The sequence below is a fragment of the Streptococcus suis genome (genome assembly GCF_002960625.1).
GTDB lineage: Bacteria > Bacillota > Bacilli > Lactobacillales > Streptococcaceae > Streptococcus > Streptococcus suis_T.
The window spans coordinates 1-14,795 of sequence record NZ_POJH01000030.1; the positions used below are offsets into that span (position 1 = coordinate 1).

17 protein-coding genes and 3 tRNA genes are annotated in these 14,795 nt (G+C 34.5%); 5 read left to right on the top strand and 15 right to left on the bottom strand.

Features of this window, described 5'->3' with window-relative positions; genetic code table 11:
- Positions 1-207: 207 nt before the first annotated feature.
- The 7 genes from C1G49_RS05950 to C1G49_RS05980 all read right to left on the bottom strand — a co-directional run bounded on the left by C1G49_RS05950 (position 208) and on the right by C1G49_RS05980 (position 6,640).
- Positions 208-1,005, bottom strand: coding sequence for a hypothetical protein (locus C1G49_RS05950; RefSeq protein ID WP_105124970.1), 798 nt, complete (start codon positions 1,003-1,005; stop codon positions 208-210).
- Positions 1,006-1,053: 48 nt separating this feature from the next.
- The gene (locus C1G49_RS05955; protein WP_105124971.1) at positions 1,054-1,404 is read right to left on the bottom strand and encodes a helix-turn-helix domain-containing protein; all 351 of its coding nucleotides are present in this window, start codon (positions 1,402-1,404) and stop codon (positions 1,054-1,056) included.
- A 103-nt stretch (positions 1,405-1,507) separates the two neighbouring features.
- A complete protein-coding gene (locus C1G49_RS05960) occupies positions 1,508-1,711 on the bottom strand; it encodes a DUF951 domain-containing protein (RefSeq protein WP_024387288.1) in 204 nt (67 codons plus the stop codon).
- 69 nt (positions 1,712-1,780) lie between these two features.
- Positions 1,781-2,917: a DNA polymerase III subunit beta gene (gene dnaN / locus C1G49_RS05965; RefSeq protein ID WP_105124972.1), complete on the bottom strand. Its 1,137-nt coding sequence runs from the start codon at positions 2,915-2,917 to the stop codon at positions 1,781-1,783.
- A gap of 153 nt (positions 2,918-3,070) precedes the next feature.
- Positions 3,071-4,438: a chromosomal replication initiator protein DnaA gene (gene dnaA, locus C1G49_RS05970; RefSeq protein ID WP_105124973.1), complete on the bottom strand. Its 1,368-nt coding sequence runs from the start codon at positions 4,436-4,438 to the stop codon at positions 3,071-3,073.
- Positions 4,439-4,640: 202 nt separating this feature from the next.
- Positions 4,641-5,399, bottom strand: a complete 759-nt coding sequence (locus C1G49_RS05975) for a ParB/RepB/Spo0J family partition protein (protein WP_105124974.1) — start codon at positions 5,397-5,399, stop codon at positions 4,641-4,643.
- A 65-nt stretch (positions 5,400-5,464) separates the two neighbouring features.
- Entirely contained in the window at positions 5,465-6,640 is a 1,176-nt protein-coding gene (locus C1G49_RS05980; RefSeq protein ID WP_105124975.1) for a S1C family serine protease, read from the bottom strand.
- Between the two features lie 192 nt (positions 6,641-6,832).
- Between C1G49_RS05980 and rlmH the strand changes: the two genes are divergently transcribed.
- Both rlmH and C1G49_RS05990 read left to right on the top strand, forming a co-directional pair.
- The gene (gene rlmH / locus C1G49_RS05985) at positions 6,833-7,312 is read left to right on the top strand and encodes a 23S rRNA (pseudouridine(1915)-N(3))-methyltransferase RlmH (RefSeq protein ID WP_105124976.1); all 480 of its coding nucleotides are present in this window, start codon (positions 6,833-6,835) and stop codon (positions 7,310-7,312) included.
- Positions 7,313-7,336: 24 nt separating this feature from the next.
- Entirely contained in the window at positions 7,337-8,011 is a 675-nt protein-coding gene (locus C1G49_RS05990; protein WP_105124977.1) for a YoaK family protein, read from the top strand.
- A gap of 7 nt (positions 8,012-8,018) precedes the next feature.
- Here the strand turns inward: C1G49_RS05990 and C1G49_RS05995 are convergent.
- Positions 8,019-8,092: transfer RNA gene (locus C1G49_RS05995), tRNA-Arg, on the bottom strand.
- A 114-nt stretch (positions 8,093-8,206) separates the two neighbouring features.
- Between C1G49_RS05995 and C1G49_RS06000 the strand changes: the two genes are divergently transcribed.
- Together C1G49_RS06000 and C1G49_RS06005 are read left to right on the top strand one after the other, a co-directional pair.
- Positions 8,207-8,278, top strand: a tRNA-Glu gene (locus C1G49_RS06000).
- A gap of 5 nt (positions 8,279-8,283) precedes the next feature.
- A tRNA-Asn gene (locus C1G49_RS06005) sits at positions 8,284-8,356 on the top strand.
- 172 nt (positions 8,357-8,528) lie between these two features.
- Here the strand turns inward: C1G49_RS06005 and C1G49_RS06010 are convergent.
- From C1G49_RS06010 to C1G49_RS06035, 6 genes are all read right to left on the bottom strand, one after another.
- Positions 8,529-9,650, bottom strand: coding sequence for a site-specific integrase (locus tag C1G49_RS06010; protein ID WP_105124978.1), 1,122 nt, complete (start codon positions 9,648-9,650; stop codon positions 8,529-8,531).
- Positions 9,651-9,712: 62 nt separating this feature from the next.
- On the bottom strand, positions 9,713-10,051 hold the full coding sequence (locus C1G49_RS06015; RefSeq protein ID WP_105124979.1) for a DUF771 domain-containing protein: 339 nt from the start codon (positions 10,049-10,051) through the stop codon (positions 9,713-9,715).
- Between the two features lie 57 nt (positions 10,052-10,108).
- Complete coding sequence (locus C1G49_RS06020; protein WP_105124980.1) at positions 10,109-11,347, bottom strand: replication initiation factor domain-containing protein; 1,239 nt, start codon at positions 11,345-11,347, stop codon at positions 10,109-10,111.
- Positions 11,348-11,461: 114 nt separating this feature from the next.
- Positions 11,462-12,229, bottom strand: coding sequence for a type IV secretory system conjugative DNA transfer family protein (locus C1G49_RS06025; RefSeq protein WP_105124981.1), 768 nt, complete (start codon positions 12,227-12,229; stop codon positions 11,462-11,464).
- On the bottom strand, positions 12,226-12,720 hold the full coding sequence (locus C1G49_RS06030) for a hypothetical protein (protein WP_105124982.1): 495 nt from the start codon (positions 12,718-12,720) through the stop codon (positions 12,226-12,228). The genes C1G49_RS06025 and C1G49_RS06030 overlap by 4 nt, the downstream gene beginning before the upstream one ends.
- 50 nt (positions 12,721-12,770) lie before the next feature.
- Positions 12,771-13,058 (bottom strand): hypothetical protein, encoded by a 288-nt coding sequence (locus C1G49_RS06035; protein ID WP_105124983.1) that lies wholly within the window; start codon positions 13,056-13,058, stop codon positions 12,771-12,773.
- A 264-nt stretch (positions 13,059-13,322) separates the two neighbouring features.
- On the opposite strand from C1G49_RS06035, the gene C1G49_RS06040 reads away from it, so the two are divergent.
- Positions 13,323-14,255 carry a hypothetical protein gene (locus C1G49_RS06040; RefSeq protein ID WP_105124984.1) on the top strand — a complete coding sequence of 311 codons (933 nt, stop codon included), beginning with the start codon at positions 13,323-13,325 and terminating at the stop codon, positions 14,253-14,255.
- Positions 14,256-14,321: 66 nt separating this feature from the next.
- On the opposite strand, the gene C1G49_RS06045 is transcribed toward C1G49_RS06040, so the two are convergent.
- Positions 14,322-14,657 carry a helix-turn-helix transcriptional regulator gene (locus C1G49_RS06045; RefSeq protein WP_330847373.1) on the bottom strand — a complete coding sequence of 112 codons (336 nt, stop codon included), beginning with the start codon at positions 14,655-14,657 and terminating at the stop codon, positions 14,322-14,324.
- Positions 14,658-14,795: the final 138 nt, after the last annotated feature.

Consider the following 14,795-nt stretch of genomic DNA (forward strand, 5'->3'; position numbering starts at 1 on the left):
CATTTTAGGCAAAAACAGAACTTAGTCTGAGACTAAATTCTGTTGGTTTTATGCAGTTTTCTCAGAGTAACTTCTAGATGGACGGGAACTAGAACTTACTTTGAGAATTTACCAATTTTATTTATGAAAATACAATGAAAATATGACTACGTTATTTATCATGATAAAACTGATGACAAAGTTATAAAGTTATAATCATCCATACTACTATAAGTTGTCATCGATTTTTTTGACACCTAATAAATCAATGATTTTTTCCCATTTTTCCAGTATCAGTTTTGTCTCTGTCAAGTGACCATAATCCTCTAATAAGCATTGAATAAAATAATGACAATCACGTTGATTAAGCCTCACCTCTTTTTCTTCAGACAGCCGTTTTAATTCACGCCTTACTTTTTGGTAAATTGTCCGATTTCCTTCTTGAATACCCAAAAAATTTTCATTTATCAATAGCAATAAATCTGTTGATATAAGTCTCATGATTACCTTATCTTTTTTAGATATTTTTTTAGATATTTTTTTAGTTTTTTTCTTAACTGGACGAGCTTTTTTCTTTACCAATTTCCAATTCCAACCTTGCTTTTTACTGAAATAGTACAAGGTAAACCAGATTAGAAAAATACAAATTTCCAGCAACAAAATTGCAAAACCCTCATGAAGAGGTATCGTCCAAATAGGTCCCGTTATAAATCTAACTGGACCAAATCGTCTCTTACCAAAAATTCCCACTGTCACGTGCATAACCAGAATCATCCCTGATGTCCAAGTGTTAATGTTGAAATATTCATACCAAAAGGACATCCTATCCTTGTCTAGACTTATAATATTAAACCAGAATGTGAGAATAGGGATACTAATATTCAAATAGAGTGGAGCGAAAAAATTTCTATTATCTGCTATAGGGTAAAGTAAGTAAAATACCCCTAAGAAAGTGCTAATTAAAATAAGTAAATTTAAAATATAGTTAAAAATTGACTTGCTAAATTTCTTTTTTTTATTTTTCATATAGTATAGTCTATCAAAAAATCCTGCCAAATTACAGGATTGTAATATTTAACCAAATATCCTCGGTAAAATAGTTGGAAGGAACCAAGATAGAAATGCCAAAATCGGTATCCACCAGAATCGAGCTAGAAATTCCCAACTATTGCTAACTTTCCAAGGTTCCCAATCATCATTTTCCACAACAATTTCCTTCTCAGGCTCTTTTCCTAAAACCAGATAATCCAGACTAACACCAAAGATTTCTGCCAGCTGGACCAGTTTGTCAATATCTGGCGTGGCTTCGCCATTTTCCCACTTGGAAACAGCTTGACGGGAAATATAGAGTTTCTCTGCTAAGTCATCCTGAGACAAATTTTGACCAGTACGTAACTTTTTAATTTGTTGTGCCAACTGATTCATGGTCTTGTCCTCCTCTTTTTTCTAAGTCTATTATAGCTTAGAAAGGAATAGTTGACTAGCACTTTTTAGGAAATATTCGCAACCAGCAGTTGCAAACTGTCAACTAGGCTTCACTCGGCAGAACTTGTTTCATTTTTCGTTCAAAATCATGCCGGCTCATCATAACAACATGGTCACAGTTACTGCAGCGGATTTTAATATCCGCTCCTAGACGGATAACCTCCCACTTATTGGCCTTCTTGCCGGTCGATTTGATGACACAGGCGTGGGGCTTTTTCATTTCAACAAAGGTTCCTAATTGATACATAGATACTCCTTTAGTTCTATTTCTTTCAGTATAACATAAAAACGGCTAAACTAGCCGTTTATGATGGAATTAGTTGGTTCGAACTGGTGTCACCAATTGAATGAGGTCATCCCCTTCGCTATTTGGTACCACTGTAAATGGACGAACAGAGGAGATAAAGCTAATTTTGACCTGCTCACTATTGGTAGCCTTCAAGGCTTCAATCAAGTAAGTCGGGTTAAAACTAATTACCAAGTCTTCACCGGTCACTTCTAAGGTATCCAATTCTTCGTTTACACGTCCAACTTCTGGTGAGTTTACATGAGCTGTGACAATATTGTTAGCAATCTCAAGTTTTACTGTACCATTCTGAGTTGCATTTGAAAGCAGACGGGCACGTTCCATTGAATGACGGAGATTAGCTGTGTCAAAGACAGCAACTGTTTTGAATTCTGTTGGAATCAGGCGGTCTGTATCTGGATAGGTTCCCTCAAGCAAACGTGTATAGAAGCTAATATGCTCGCTTCTGAAAAGAATTTGATTGTTGGAGAAGAATACTTCTACAGTTTCAATATCATCTGTGAAAACAACTGTAAATTCGCGAAGAGAACGGCTTGGAATTACCACGTTAAAATCATCACCTGCTTTTTCAAGAACCAATTTACGTTGGCTCATGCGGTGTGAATCTGTCGCAACTGTCTTAAGATTTTTATTATCTGTCAAAACAAAGTGAACACCTGTTAGGATTGGGCGACTTTCTTGCAAGGAAGCTGCAAAAGCTGTTTCGTTGATCGTTTTCTTGAGTACTTTTGTTTCTAGAACCAAAGGTTTTGAAGTCGGTACTTCTTGCAGACGAGGATACTGTTCCGCATCTTTACCTTTCAAAGTAATTTCAGACTTACCACTTGTTAGTACAACTTGCTTTTGCTCAATTTCATTAAAATCAACTACAACATCAGGTAGGCTAGATACAATATTGATAAAGAAGCCTGCTTCTAAAAGAATAGCGCCAGGAGAGCTTATCAACAGACCTGCATTTTCATCCTGGATAGAAATAAAATGTTCGATAGAAATCTGTCCATTAGAACCTGTTAAAGTAATTCCATCACTAGTAACCGTGATTTTAACAGTTGAAAGAATTGGAATAGCATTTTTTGTGCTGATTGCTCGTTTGGTTGTATTTAGTGCTTGGAGAAATACATTTTTGTTAATTGAAAATTGAATCATGGAAACTCCTTTATTTATTATTTATAAGGTTAGTAGTAGTAGTAGGCCCTGTGTATTCTGTGGAAAAGTAGATCAAAGCCATAATTTTCAAGAAAAATAGCTTGTTCACAACTTGTGGAAAAGTAGATGGATTTTTTAAAACTTATACACAGGTCATCGAATTTTATTTTTGATACTGGTTATTTCGATTTCCAAATTATCATCATCCATTAGCAAACTTTTAATCTTGTTATAGGCGTGCATGACTGTTGTATGGTCACGATTACCAAATTCTCTACCAATTTTGGGCAAAGAGTTGTCTGTCATTTCGCGGGCTAAGAACATAGCAACCTGGCGCGCGTGAACAATGTGTTGGACACGTTTAGAGCCCTTTATTTCTTTGAGGCTAACTCCATAGAAATTTCCAACTTCTGTTTGGATTTTTTCAATCGGAATGACCATGTTTTGAGGGTTTGTTTGCTTCCTAGAACGAATGGCTTCAGCAGCTACTTCTACTGTTATCTCAGACAGATTTCGCATGGTAGCAAGTAGATTAATGTCTTTCAATGCTCCCTCAAGATCACGGACGTTGGAATCAAATTGACCTGCTAAGTAGGACAGGGTATCATTAGTGAAATCATAAGGGAAAGCCTCGCATTTATTGCGTAAAATAGCAATACGTGTTTCAAAGTCAGGAGGTGTGATTTCACTCGTTAAGCCCCACTTAAAACGAGTGACTAATCGTTCTTCAAGATTGTCTAGATAGTCAGGGTTTCTATCACTTGTCAGGACTATTTGTTTATTTTTTTGATGGAGTGCATTGAAAGTATGGAAAAATTCTTCTTGCGTGGTTTCTTTTTTCTGAATGGATTGGATATCATCAATGAGGAGCAGGTCAAGATTACGATAGATTTCTTTGAACTGCTTCATTTTATTTAATCTCATGTGTTCCAATAACTCATTGATAAAAGTTTCTGATGAAACATACTTTATTTTTGCATGAGGATTGTCAGCTAGGACTTTATTACCGATTGCATTTAGAATATGAGTTTTCCCTAAACCTGGTCCACCAAAGATAAATAGTGGATTATAGAGCTCTCCTAAGTTATCAGAAACAGCTAGTGCAGCCGCTTTTGCCCAATGATTGTTATCTCCTTGAACAAAGTTTGAAAAGGTATATTGGGATTTTATATCAGAATGAACAGGCTGTAGTACTCCCTCTGCTATATCTGTTGTAGAAGCTGGAGTGGAAGGGCTGTATGTTGTTCTAGTCGGAGAAACTACTTCAGTCACTTCCTCTGTAAATTGATAGCGAGTAGTGAGCGGTTCACCGAAAATTTCAAAACTAGCCGCAATCATTAGCTCCTCAAAGTTTGTTTCCCAGAAATCTTTTTTAAATGGGCGATTTAAGAAGATGGTGGCTACTTGTTGTTCTAGGTTTAGTAATCTTGCATCTGCAACGTAAAAATCATAAATGGAAGCTTTGAAACTTGCTTGGACTAGTTCAATAAATCGTTGCCAGAATTGTTGTTCTTTATTCATATTTTCCTCCTCTCATTTTCTATTGGCTAGAATAGTGTACCATAAAAAGTAAAAGTTTTCCACAGATATTTTTTAAAATCCACAATGTTCATAAAAGTTTTCCACAGGATGTGAATAAAAGCTAGAACCTGTGTAGATTCTAGCTTTCTCGGTCTTTTTAATTGTGGAAAAAAGTGTTTATGAAAATATTCTATAAACAGGCTTATTTTAAATTGTTGATAATTCGCTCAAATTCTTCAAGGCTATTAAAGCTGATTCGAATTTCTCCATTGCCATTTTTTTTCTGAAGAATTTTTGTGGAGGTTCCTAGAAGTTGATTGAGAATGTTTTCTTGTTCTTTTAGAAATTGATTTTTGGGTTGTGTCTTTATTTTTTTCTTCTTGGATAGAATTTTTTCAAGAGCCCGCACACTTAGATCTTTTTCGATGATTTCCTGAACCCAAGTAGCTTGCTTTACTTCTGAAAATGCAACTAACTGACGCGCGTGGCCTTGCGAAATTTTTCCTTCTTTTATTGCTTGCTGTGTTTCTTTAGAAAGATTTAATAAACGTAGTAAGTTACTGATATAAGGTCTTGATTTTCCCATGATTTGAGCAATTTCATCATGCTTCAATCCCTTGCTGAGTAGTTTTTGATAGGACGTTGCTTCTTCGATAGGATTTAAATCTGAACGCTGTAAATTTTCAATGATTGCTTGATAGAGCAAATCATCATCACTCAATTCTTTGACGATAGCGGGAATTGCTGTTAATCCAGCTAATTGACTAGCTCTCCATCTTCTCTCACCTGCTAATAGTTCATAACCAATAATGGACGACTTTCTTACAATGATTGGTTGGATCAATCCGTTTTCTTTTATAGACTGAGCTAATTCTTCTAGCTTATTTTGGTCAAAATGTATTCTTGGTTGGTAAGGATTTGGCTGGATATCTGAAATATTGATAGTACGTAGTTCTTCCATAATGTTCATTTTAGCAAAAAAAAACAGACTTTACAATCATGTAAAGTCTAGTTTAGATACTACTATTATTGAAGTTGTTCGGTAGAGTGTGTCAACTTGATGTCAACAGTTTCTTTCTTATTGTTTCTATAATAGGTGATGCTAATGGTATCTCCGACCTGATGCTTGTAAAGTGCACTTTGTAAATCACTCTTATTTTCGATGACATCCCCGTCAATTTCAGTAATAACATCATAGGTTTCAAATTTTCCATCTGCTGGTAGGCCTGCTTGTGTAGAAACAACGATGACACCAGATGTTAATTCAGTATTGGAAAGTCCTGCTTTTTCAAGTTGACTAGTTGACAAATCTGTCAAGTTAACCATGTGAACACCCAGAGCAGGTCGACTGACCTTACCATCTGTTTCTAGTTGATTGATAATGGTCACCGCATCGTTGGAAGGAATTGCAAATCCCATACCTTCAACTGTAACACCAGAACTAGTCAAAGAACTGGAGGAAATTTTGCTAGAAGTAATTCCAATCACTTGACCTTGAATATTGATGAGTGGTCCACCAGAGTTACCTGGGTTAATAGCTGTATCTGTTTGAATAGCATTGGTTGAGATGGTTTGCCCATCTTCAGACTGAGAGGTGACAGTACGACTGAGGCTGGAGATAATCCCCTGTGTGACGGTATTTGCGTAAACACTCCCTAGAGGACTACCGATTGCAATAGCTGTTTCACCAACCTTAATGGTGTCTGAGTCCGCAAATTCAGCTACTGATGTCACCTTGTCTGCAGCGATTTTAATAACGGCTATGTCAGAATAGGTATCGGATCCGACTAATTCACCAGCTACTTTTTCTCCAGAAGCAAGAAGGATATCAATTTTTTCAGCATTATTGATTACGTGGGTATTGGTTACGATATAGGCATTATTACCATCTTTCTTATATATAACCCCAGATCCCTCACCAGCCACTGCTAATTCGTCGGAACTGGCAATATTTCCAAAAATCGCACTCAGGCTATTACTTGCTGCAGTTTGATAGTTAATAACGGAAACCACAGCGTTCTGTACTTTTTCGACAGCCTTGGTTGTCGATGTTTCATTATTATATTGAACATTGCTGACACTGGTAATGGCAGAGCTTGCTTGTTGAACTTGTGGTTGAAAGATGGATGCAGTCAATGCACCGGCTAATCCGCCCACAAAGCCAACTACAAATAGAATAGCGAATTTCAAATATTTTTTCATATAGAGGATCCTTTTCCTTTCTTACATTTTCCTTAAGATTACTCTTACTTTCTTAATTATAGCTTAAAGTTTTCAAAAATCAATCCACAACCTGTGGATAACTATGTGAATAATGTGAATTTGCTTTGAAATTCTGAGATTTTTTTCGGATTATTTACTAGCAGAAACCTGTGGATATGTTACAATATTTTTATGAAAATAAAATTGATAACCGTTGGAAAATTGAAAGAAAAATACCTTAAAGATGGTATTGCTGAATATAGTAAACGTTTAGGTCGTTTTACAAAGTTGGAACTGATTGAACTGGCTGACGAGAAGACGCCAGATAAGGCTAGTCAGGCAGAAAATGAGCAGATATTGAAAAAGGAAGCTGAGCGAATTATGACTAAAATTGGTGAAAGAGATTATGTCATCGCTCTGGCCATTGAAGGAAAGCAGTTTCCCTCTGAAGAATTTAGCAAGAAACTAGCTGACATTACAGTGAGTGGCTATTCTGATATTACTTTTATTATCGGTGGAAGTCTTGGATTGGATCCACAAGTGAAAAAAAGAGCCAATTTACTGATGAGTTTTGGACAATTGACCCTCCCTCACCAACTAATGAAGTTGGTTCTTATCGAGCAAATTTATCGCGCCTTTATGATTCAACAAGGCAGTCCCTACCATAAATAGTTTCACGTGAAACAAGGAGTTAGAATGAAGCAGAAAGATTATCGTGTTTTTGAAGGCTTGCGGGTAGCTTGTTGCTTGACCTTTATTAGTGGTTATCTCAATGCCTTTACCTACGTGACCCAAGGTGGTCGTTTTGCTGGTGTACAATCTGGCAATGTGATTTCTCTTGCCTATTATATGGCCAAGGGGGATTTTGTTCAGGTAGCAAACTTTTGTATTCCAATTCTATTTTTTGTATTTGGTCAATTTTTCACTTACTTAGCTAGAAGGTATTTTGAAAAACAATCTTGGTCCTGGCACTTTGGGAGTAGCTTGATTATGCTGATTTGCATTCTTTTGACAATTTTTTTATCTCCTCTTATGCCTGCTTCTTTTACCATCGCTAGTTTGGCTTTTGTAGCCTCTATTCAGGTAGAAACTTTTAGAAGGTTGAGAGGTGCTCCCTATGCCAATGTCATGATGACTGGAAATGTAAAGAATGCAGCCTATCTCTGGTTTAAAGGCATGATTGAACGGGATGCAGAGCTGAAAAAGACAGGAAGAAATATTTTACTTACGATTATTGGTTTTATGCTTGGTGTTATAAGTGCAACGCAGCTATCATTTCAGTTTAAAGAATATGCTTTAATCGGCATTCTCCTACCAGTCCTCTATATCAACTATCAATTATGGCAAGAAAAAAGACCTATCTCACGATAGGCCAAGATGATTCCAGCAGGATTCGAACCTGCGACCGTTCGCTTAGAAGGCGAATGCTCTATCCAGCTGAGCTATGGAACCCTAACTATTTAATTGTACATTAAACGATTAACTCTGTCAATAGTGCAAAAATTTTAAAAAAAGTATTGACAAAAAATTATCGGTGTATTATACTAATTATTGTTCTGAAAAAATGGTCCGTTGGTCAAGGGGTTAAGACACCGCCTTTTCACGGCGGTAACACGGGTTCGAATCCCGTACGGACTATTCTTTCCGCCATAGCTCAGTCGGTAGAGCGCATGACTGTTAATCATGATGTCACAGGTTCGAGCCCTGTTGGCGGAGTAAATAAAGCATAGGAAACCTTGAGAAATCAAGGTTTTTTGTTGTTTTGGTCAAAAATTGGTCAATGAACTTACAAATATTTCAACTTCTACCATATCTTGGATAAGAATGAAAAAATAGTGAAAAATTGGCATGAATAATCATACAATAGGAAAATTTGGTCAAAAAACGGTCAAATGGTTGCTGACATGATTTTCCTAATTTTTTCAGTTTCTTCCTCCTCTTTTTCCTTAATAAGATGAGAGTACGTTTCTATAATCTGCTTTGTGTCCTTATGACCTACGATTTTTGAAAGTGTCCAAATATCGATTCCTTCAGCAAGTAAAATACTGATGTAGGTATGACGAATACCAGTAGCGGTTAGAACTTTTGGAGTTATATTTAGTTGATGAAGTAGTTCGCTAAGACAAGTGTTGACTGTTTTATTTGACGGTACACCATAAATAGGATTAACAAATAAAAGATTATTTGGATTTTTCAAGTTTAATGATTCTTGTTCTTTCAATAACTTGTCAAGCACATCTATTACTGAATCATCAATAGGTATATTACGCACTGATGTTTTTGTTTTAGGGTCTGTAAACTCATTTTTTGTTGAGTCGTACCGCCTGTAAGTTACGATTTCTTTGGTTTTCCAAAGTATGCAATCCCAAGTTAAACCTAATACTTCTCCAAATCTCATACCAGTCTTTAACTGTATGTAAAGAAGATAGTAAATCAAGTTGTCAGTATAGTTTACATTGTTGTAAAGATAATTAACTAACTTTTTATAATCTGCTTTACTATGAATATACTTATCCTCTTTTGATTTTGCTGGTTCTAAGCCAGTAATCTTTACACCTATTGTAAAGTCATGGAAATCAAGTCGGTCTTGTTTAGCAAATTCTAGAACTTTCCTAACTTCAGAATTTAAACGTGCAACATTATCACGACCATTAGTTTTGGCAAATTGATTTATAAAGAGTTGGTAGCGACTAGCCTTTATATTTACCAAAGGCATATTTCCAAAAAATTCTTCAATAAGTTTGCCACGTTTTATGTGTTTGTTGAGTGTTGCCTGTTTTTTATTTAATGGTATGATATGTAGTTCATACCATTTTTTCCAAAGTTCATGTAAACTAATTTGTCTATCAATGTTAGCTCCCTTTAGAAGTCTAAGCTCAATCTCAATTGCTTCAAGTTCAGCTTCTTTTTTAGTTCTAAAACCAGAATTAGAAGCTATGACTTTTCCTTTATCATCAAAGATCCTATAATCCCATAATTTTTTCTTACCTCTTTGTCTATAAGATGCCATGTTGTTACCTCACTTTCATAAAAAGCAGATAACCAAGGGTTGTCTTGGTTATCATAGCATAATTATTTGAAAATTTCTAGAAAATTCCGTTCAAAAAAATCACGTGTTTTGCTAGCTAGAAAGTAATAACGTCCTCCTCGATTCTGAGGATATTTTACAAATCCATTTGGGTTTTGGTCAATGTCAATTTGTTTGCGAATGGTTGGCTTATATAGGACATTTTCAAGTAGCCATGGACGAGATACAGAGAGCATCTCTAGGACTTCATTAAGTGTCATATAGTGACCAATAGATGCCTTTTTTTGTAGTTCTTGATATTCAGCCTCTGAATGGATAGAGTACCCTTCAGGAAGTTTAATTGTGATTTCTGAAAATTCAAGGTTTATTTCATTTATTCTCATTATGGAAATTCCTTTCTTAATATGAGATAATGACTAGGGATAAGCCTAACCTTATCTCTACAACTTGTTGGCGTCTTTTCTTCTTGGTTTCTTGGCGGTTACTTTAGAAGAAGAGGCGTTCTTTTTATAGAAAATCTCAATAATACTTTCTAAGTATTCTTCAAAATCGAGTACTTGGAGTTCTAGGAGATTTTTCTTGAGCCAAATATTTAAGTCAGGATTTGGCACATAGTTGAATTGATACTCAAATAATAATCGTTTGATTAAAATGGTCATTGCATGTACTCCCCATATTTCTTGTACTTTTCTTAATAAGGGAAAGAAGCCACTACCTTTTAGCATATAGTGAACGGTCTGAATAAGTTCATTATTTCTAGGGCTTAGCAATGTAAGTGGAAGTGAGTGAGAAGAAAAGTCTAACAGCGATTGACTATATTCAGTAATTCTATTAGATTCAATATCTACAAGACAATATTTTTCAACAATCTTGTTTGCAATAAATGGTTGTAGTGAATCTCTGGAGGGTAACTCTAAGATTAGTTTAGTAAGCTGTCTAGCATATTCTTTTTTATAGGTTACCTCAAACCGTATCCAGCTTGAAATATTCTGAGCTACTTGAGCATACCGACCATTATTTTCTAATTGCTCTGCTTTTTTATCATAGATTTTTAGAAAACTATTTGTCCCCTTTCCTCTTGAACCGATTGTCACAGTTTTTGCTTCTCGATTTATTTCAATAGCAGATGTTTTTGAATGCCTCTTTTTCCCTTTGCTATTGACGATTGTAAACTTATTCATTTTTAAATTTTGATAAATGTCGTTTACTGACAAAGGAAAATTAAAGTAATCTGCACAAAAGTCTATTCGACTGAGATGCATATCCCAATAGGGTTCATTAAGGCGTTGAAGAATATCGTAAACTTCAATCGGTTCATTATAGAACTCTTGAAAAATTTGTTGGTAAAAACTGAGTGCTGATGCAGAAAACTTAATAATAATTCCCATATTGATGTAGTGGTCATGGAATGCAATTCTAAAGAAATAGGGCATATTTTCAAAACTATATGCAGTAGTATATCCCTTTGGAGCTATTTTTTCTGGTTGCATTGATCCGCAAAGTGTAGGAAGTGACAATTTTTCAACAATTATTTCTGTCAGTTCTTGAGCAATTTGTTGCCAGTAACTAGGATATTCTCCAATGGTTTCAGCTGTTGGCTGGACAACAATTGAAATCTCATCAGTATTGACTTGTAGAGACTGTTTATCAAAATGTAGTAAATTCGTTAAGTTATACATGTTTTCTCCTTCTGGAATTAAGTGGAATCTGGGTTATTACAGTACCCAGATTGAATGTTTATTGCTAGGCTCTTTACCAGCCCAGCCTACCTAGACAACCTTACAGGTTATCTGCTAGTCTGTGCTGGTAAAGAGCGATAAAAGTGGTGAGGAAGATGTTACTGCAAAATGAATCCATCTTCGGCAGATTTTCAGTTTGTCAGGGGAAATATATGGGACAATAACTTTTGCAGTCTTTTTCCCACTAACTTTAAGGTAGCCTACTCCCCTTGGATTCGAAGAGGCAATCCAATCTTTTTCTTCTGAGAAGAACATTTGGATTGTCTCTTTTGAAAGTGTTCCTAACACTAGCATGGATGAAAAATTATCTCTAATTTTCCCAAAATACTCAGCATCACCACGTTGGTTACAGATAAAAACTTGAATATTGAATGACCGTCCAAGCATCATTAACCTAGATAACTTGGTAATGACTTCATTCTTTTCCTTATTATCTTTACTGGATAGGTATGAACCCCATTCATCGATAAATAGTATGACTTTTCTCTTTGAGCTATCCCATTTGGATTGTCGTTGCTCTAGGACATTTAAAGCTAAATCAATAGCCTTATCTACGGCATCAAAGCGAAAGAAGGTTGGTAACTCATCTAAAAATTCAAAGTCTTTATCAGCTTTATAGTCAGCTATGAGCAAAAATGGAGGTTCTCTGGCTTGTTGATAGTATTCATAAATCTCTTTGGCTAGTAAAGCGATTGCACAGATTGTCTTTCCGCTTCCGCTTGCACCTACGCATAACAAGTGAGGTTTAGATGTGTTGAACGGAACTTCTCTTAAAAATTGAGAAGACTTTTTAAATAGTAAATGATCCAATAGTAGTCTCATGGTCTGTCCCCTTTGAGTTGTTTCAATTCTTCTTGGTTGTGGTAAAAGAAGATATCTAAATCTAGATAATTAAGCTGTTCACGTTTTGTAACTTGATTATTGAAAATAAAAGAAACAAAAACATCCTGTGTTTGTGAATAAAAACGGTAATTTTGTTTAATCTTTTTGTCTAATTCGATTACTAAGTTTTTAACGAGATAGAGTAATTCTTCATCTTCAAGTTCGTCTTTAATCAGTAAAGGAAATCGATATCTCATTGCTGAATCTGTCGATGTTCTTGATACTAAAAAGTAATCATTACGAGAAAATGTGATAGTGTTTCCTATTTCTTTACCTACATTTCTGCAGGTGTTCTCAATGTCATCAAGAATCAATTGTTCATTGAGTACTAAGCTTTGAGCAAGTTGCTTTTGTTCTTTTGAATCAAAGTATTTTAGCAAGCTTAAGATGATTAATAAGAAAAAAGATATAAGTACAAATTTTAAATCCATTTTGGACCTCCAAGAAAATAAGAGGGAGGGAATACCTCCCTGAGTAAAAACTATAAAACCGTAGCTTTTTGTGCTTTGATAGACAGAAAAGCTTGGTTTGCTCTTAAATAGCTAGTGACTGTAACGTTTTCGAGTTGGATTTCAACAACTTCATCCAAAAAATTTGTGAAATCAGCTTGTTTTGCTCCTAGAACTTTGATATTGTTCGTCATGAAACGACCGGTTTCAGTGCGGTATCCAACATCAAGTTGTACCCCAACCACTGCTTTAGATTCGAAGTCTGTTGCTGAAGCTACGCCCATCAACATACCACGTATTTTTACAGCTTCAAATTCCATGAATATTTCTCCTTTCTACCACTAATATATTTTAGTTAGCTGTGGAAGCTTTTAATCTTTGTTATACATTGGACTCACTCCTTTCACTTTTTATGTTTTAATTATCCCTATCGAAAACGTGACCATTTTCGTAAAATGGTATTAAAGGAGCGAAGAGATTTGAAAGTTTAGGTGTATTATTGTGTAATTCATAATGAATAATGGGTTGTTTTGAAGAAAATGATTCGACAAAGTTATAATTATTTTCTTCAAGAAGATGTTATAATGATTGAAACTATAGTTAATATGGAGGTTGGTGAGATGGAAAATATTATTAGTAAAATAAAAAAACTAGATAGAAGTTTATCTGAAGAAGAAAAAACTAGATACCAGTTTGAAAATTTAAAAAAAGATTTACACTTACTATACTTATATAGTGATACATTTTTGAAAAATAAATTTTTATCGGATATTCAAAGGCTATTAATTCCAACAAACATCTCTGAAAATGATATCAAGCCTGTGAATAAGTTAGTATTATTTCTAATTTATAAAGAACATAATAATGGAAAAGGATACAAAGATTTTTTTGAGGAATATGGCGATATAGATAACTTCAGTATGAAATTTAAGCATTTAATGAGTGAAAATGATTGGGATCTTTTAGACAAATCAATCGCTAAATTTAATAATTATGAAAAAAAGATTACGAGTGGTCGTTATTATATCAGGTATACAGAATTATTTAATATGAATAAATTAAATAAATTGTTTGATTATATTGTTGCATATTATCTATATGTAAATAATAAGTTGGTTTTTGCTGATTCTGAGCTTTTTTTAGAAAAGTATTACAGTTCAGATTTCTATGAACCGTTAAAGAGCGTTATTGATGAGATAGTAATAGGTAGTAATCATCTAAAAAAATTACCTCCAATTTGGTTAAAAAAAGTAGTAGATTTGAGGAACTACCTATATGCTGAGGAACTGAATACAAAAGGAAAAACAGGTTATGGAAAAGGCTTTTTTAGAGGAAAAACAGATTTAAACTATTTTCAACTAGAGAATAGGAATAATGACATAAAATCTAAATTAGATGATGAATTAAAAGAATTATTGGATTCAAATTGGTTTAAATCACTAATTTTAAAGAGTTTGCTAGATAAAGATACAATAGTAATGGTTTTATCAGACTATATGGAAAAAATTATGTCTTGAAAGTTTGACAAATCAGCATAAAAAAACACGATACATCATATTATTGGTGTATCGTGTTTTATAGTATTACTTCATCTGTTCCAACAAACTTTGAAAAGCTTTTATACTTTTTTCCTGTTTTTCTTTTGGCAGTTCTGATAATGAATCTAATAATTGTGAGAGTTCAGGGCTATTTTCCTTGATGCTGATATCAAAAAAGTGTTCAATATCTGTTTCAAGTGCCTCTAAAATTCTTTCAAACGTATCAATTTTAATATTTGTGGCTAATTGTTCGATCTTGTAAGCGTAATTCATTCCAAGGTCGGCTTTCTCTTCTAATTCGTCTTGTGTCCAACCTTTTTCTAGTCGTAAATGGCGAATTCTCTTGCCAATATATTCTCTCAAACTTGCGTTTTCCATCATAAATACCTCGTTATTTATTATCTTACAAGGTTTATAGTAAAGAAGAAACTTCTTAAAAGGTTTTTAATTATATGTTTTAGTTGTTAAAAGCTAAAAAACACGATATAATAACCTTAAAAGATTAGTTTGTTACATATG

Bases quoted from the DNA above. Each gene is read 5' to 3' on its own strand.
- C1G49_RS05950 (WP_105124970.1), bottom strand. From the start codon at position 1,005: ATGAAAAATAAAAAAAAGAAATTTAGCAAGTCAATTTTTAACTATATT.
- C1G49_RS05955 (WP_105124971.1), bottom strand. From the start codon at position 1,404: ATGAATCAGTTGGCACAACAAATTAAAAAGTTACGTACTGGTCAAAAT.
- C1G49_RS05960 (WP_024387288.1), bottom strand. From the start codon at position 1,711: ATGTATCAATTAGGAACCTTTGTTGAAATGAAAAAGCCCCACGCCTGT.
- dnaN (WP_105124972.1), bottom strand. From the start codon at position 2,917: ATGATTCAATTTTCAATTAACAAAAATGTATTTCTCCAAGCACTAAAT.
- dnaA (WP_105124973.1), bottom strand. From the start codon at position 4,438: ATGAATAAAGAACAACAATTCTGGCAACGATTTATTGAACTAGTCCAA.
- C1G49_RS05975 (WP_105124974.1), bottom strand. From the start codon at position 5,399: ATGGAAGAACTACGTACTATCAATATTTCAGATATCCAGCCAAATCCT.
- C1G49_RS05980 (WP_105124975.1), bottom strand. From the start codon at position 6,640: ATGAAAAAATATTTGAAATTCGCTATTCTATTTGTAGTTGGCTTTGTG.
- rlmH (WP_105124976.1), top strand. From the start codon at position 6,833: ATGAAAATAAAATTGATAACCGTTGGAAAATTGAAAGAAAAATACCTT.
- C1G49_RS05990 (WP_105124977.1), top strand. From the start codon at position 7,337: ATGAAGCAGAAAGATTATCGTGTTTTTGAAGGCTTGCGGGTAGCTTGT.
- C1G49_RS06010 (WP_105124978.1), bottom strand. From the start codon at position 9,650: ATGGCATCTTATAGACAAAGAGGTAAGAAAAAATTATGGGATTATAGG.
- C1G49_RS06015 (WP_105124979.1), bottom strand. From the start codon at position 10,051: ATGAGAATAAATGAAATAAACCTTGAATTTTCAGAAATCACAATTAAA.
- C1G49_RS06020 (WP_105124980.1), bottom strand. From the start codon at position 11,347: ATGTATAACTTAACGAATTTACTACATTTTGATAAACAGTCTCTACAA.
- C1G49_RS06025 (WP_105124981.1), bottom strand. From the start codon at position 12,229: ATGAGACTACTATTGGATCATTTACTATTTAAAAAGTCTTCTCAATTT.
- C1G49_RS06030 (WP_105124982.1), bottom strand. From the start codon at position 12,720: ATGGATTTAAAATTTGTACTTATATCTTTTTTCTTATTAATCATCTTA.
- C1G49_RS06035 (WP_105124983.1), bottom strand. From the start codon at position 13,058: ATGGAATTTGAAGCTGTAAAAATACGTGGTATGTTGATGGGCGTAGCT.
- C1G49_RS06040 (WP_105124984.1), top strand. From the start codon at position 13,323: ATGATTGAAACTATAGTTAATATGGAGGTTGGTGAGATGGAAAATATT.
- C1G49_RS06045 (WP_330847373.1), bottom strand. From the start codon at position 14,657: ATGATGGAAAACGCAAGTTTGAGAGAATATATTGGCAAGAGAATTCGC.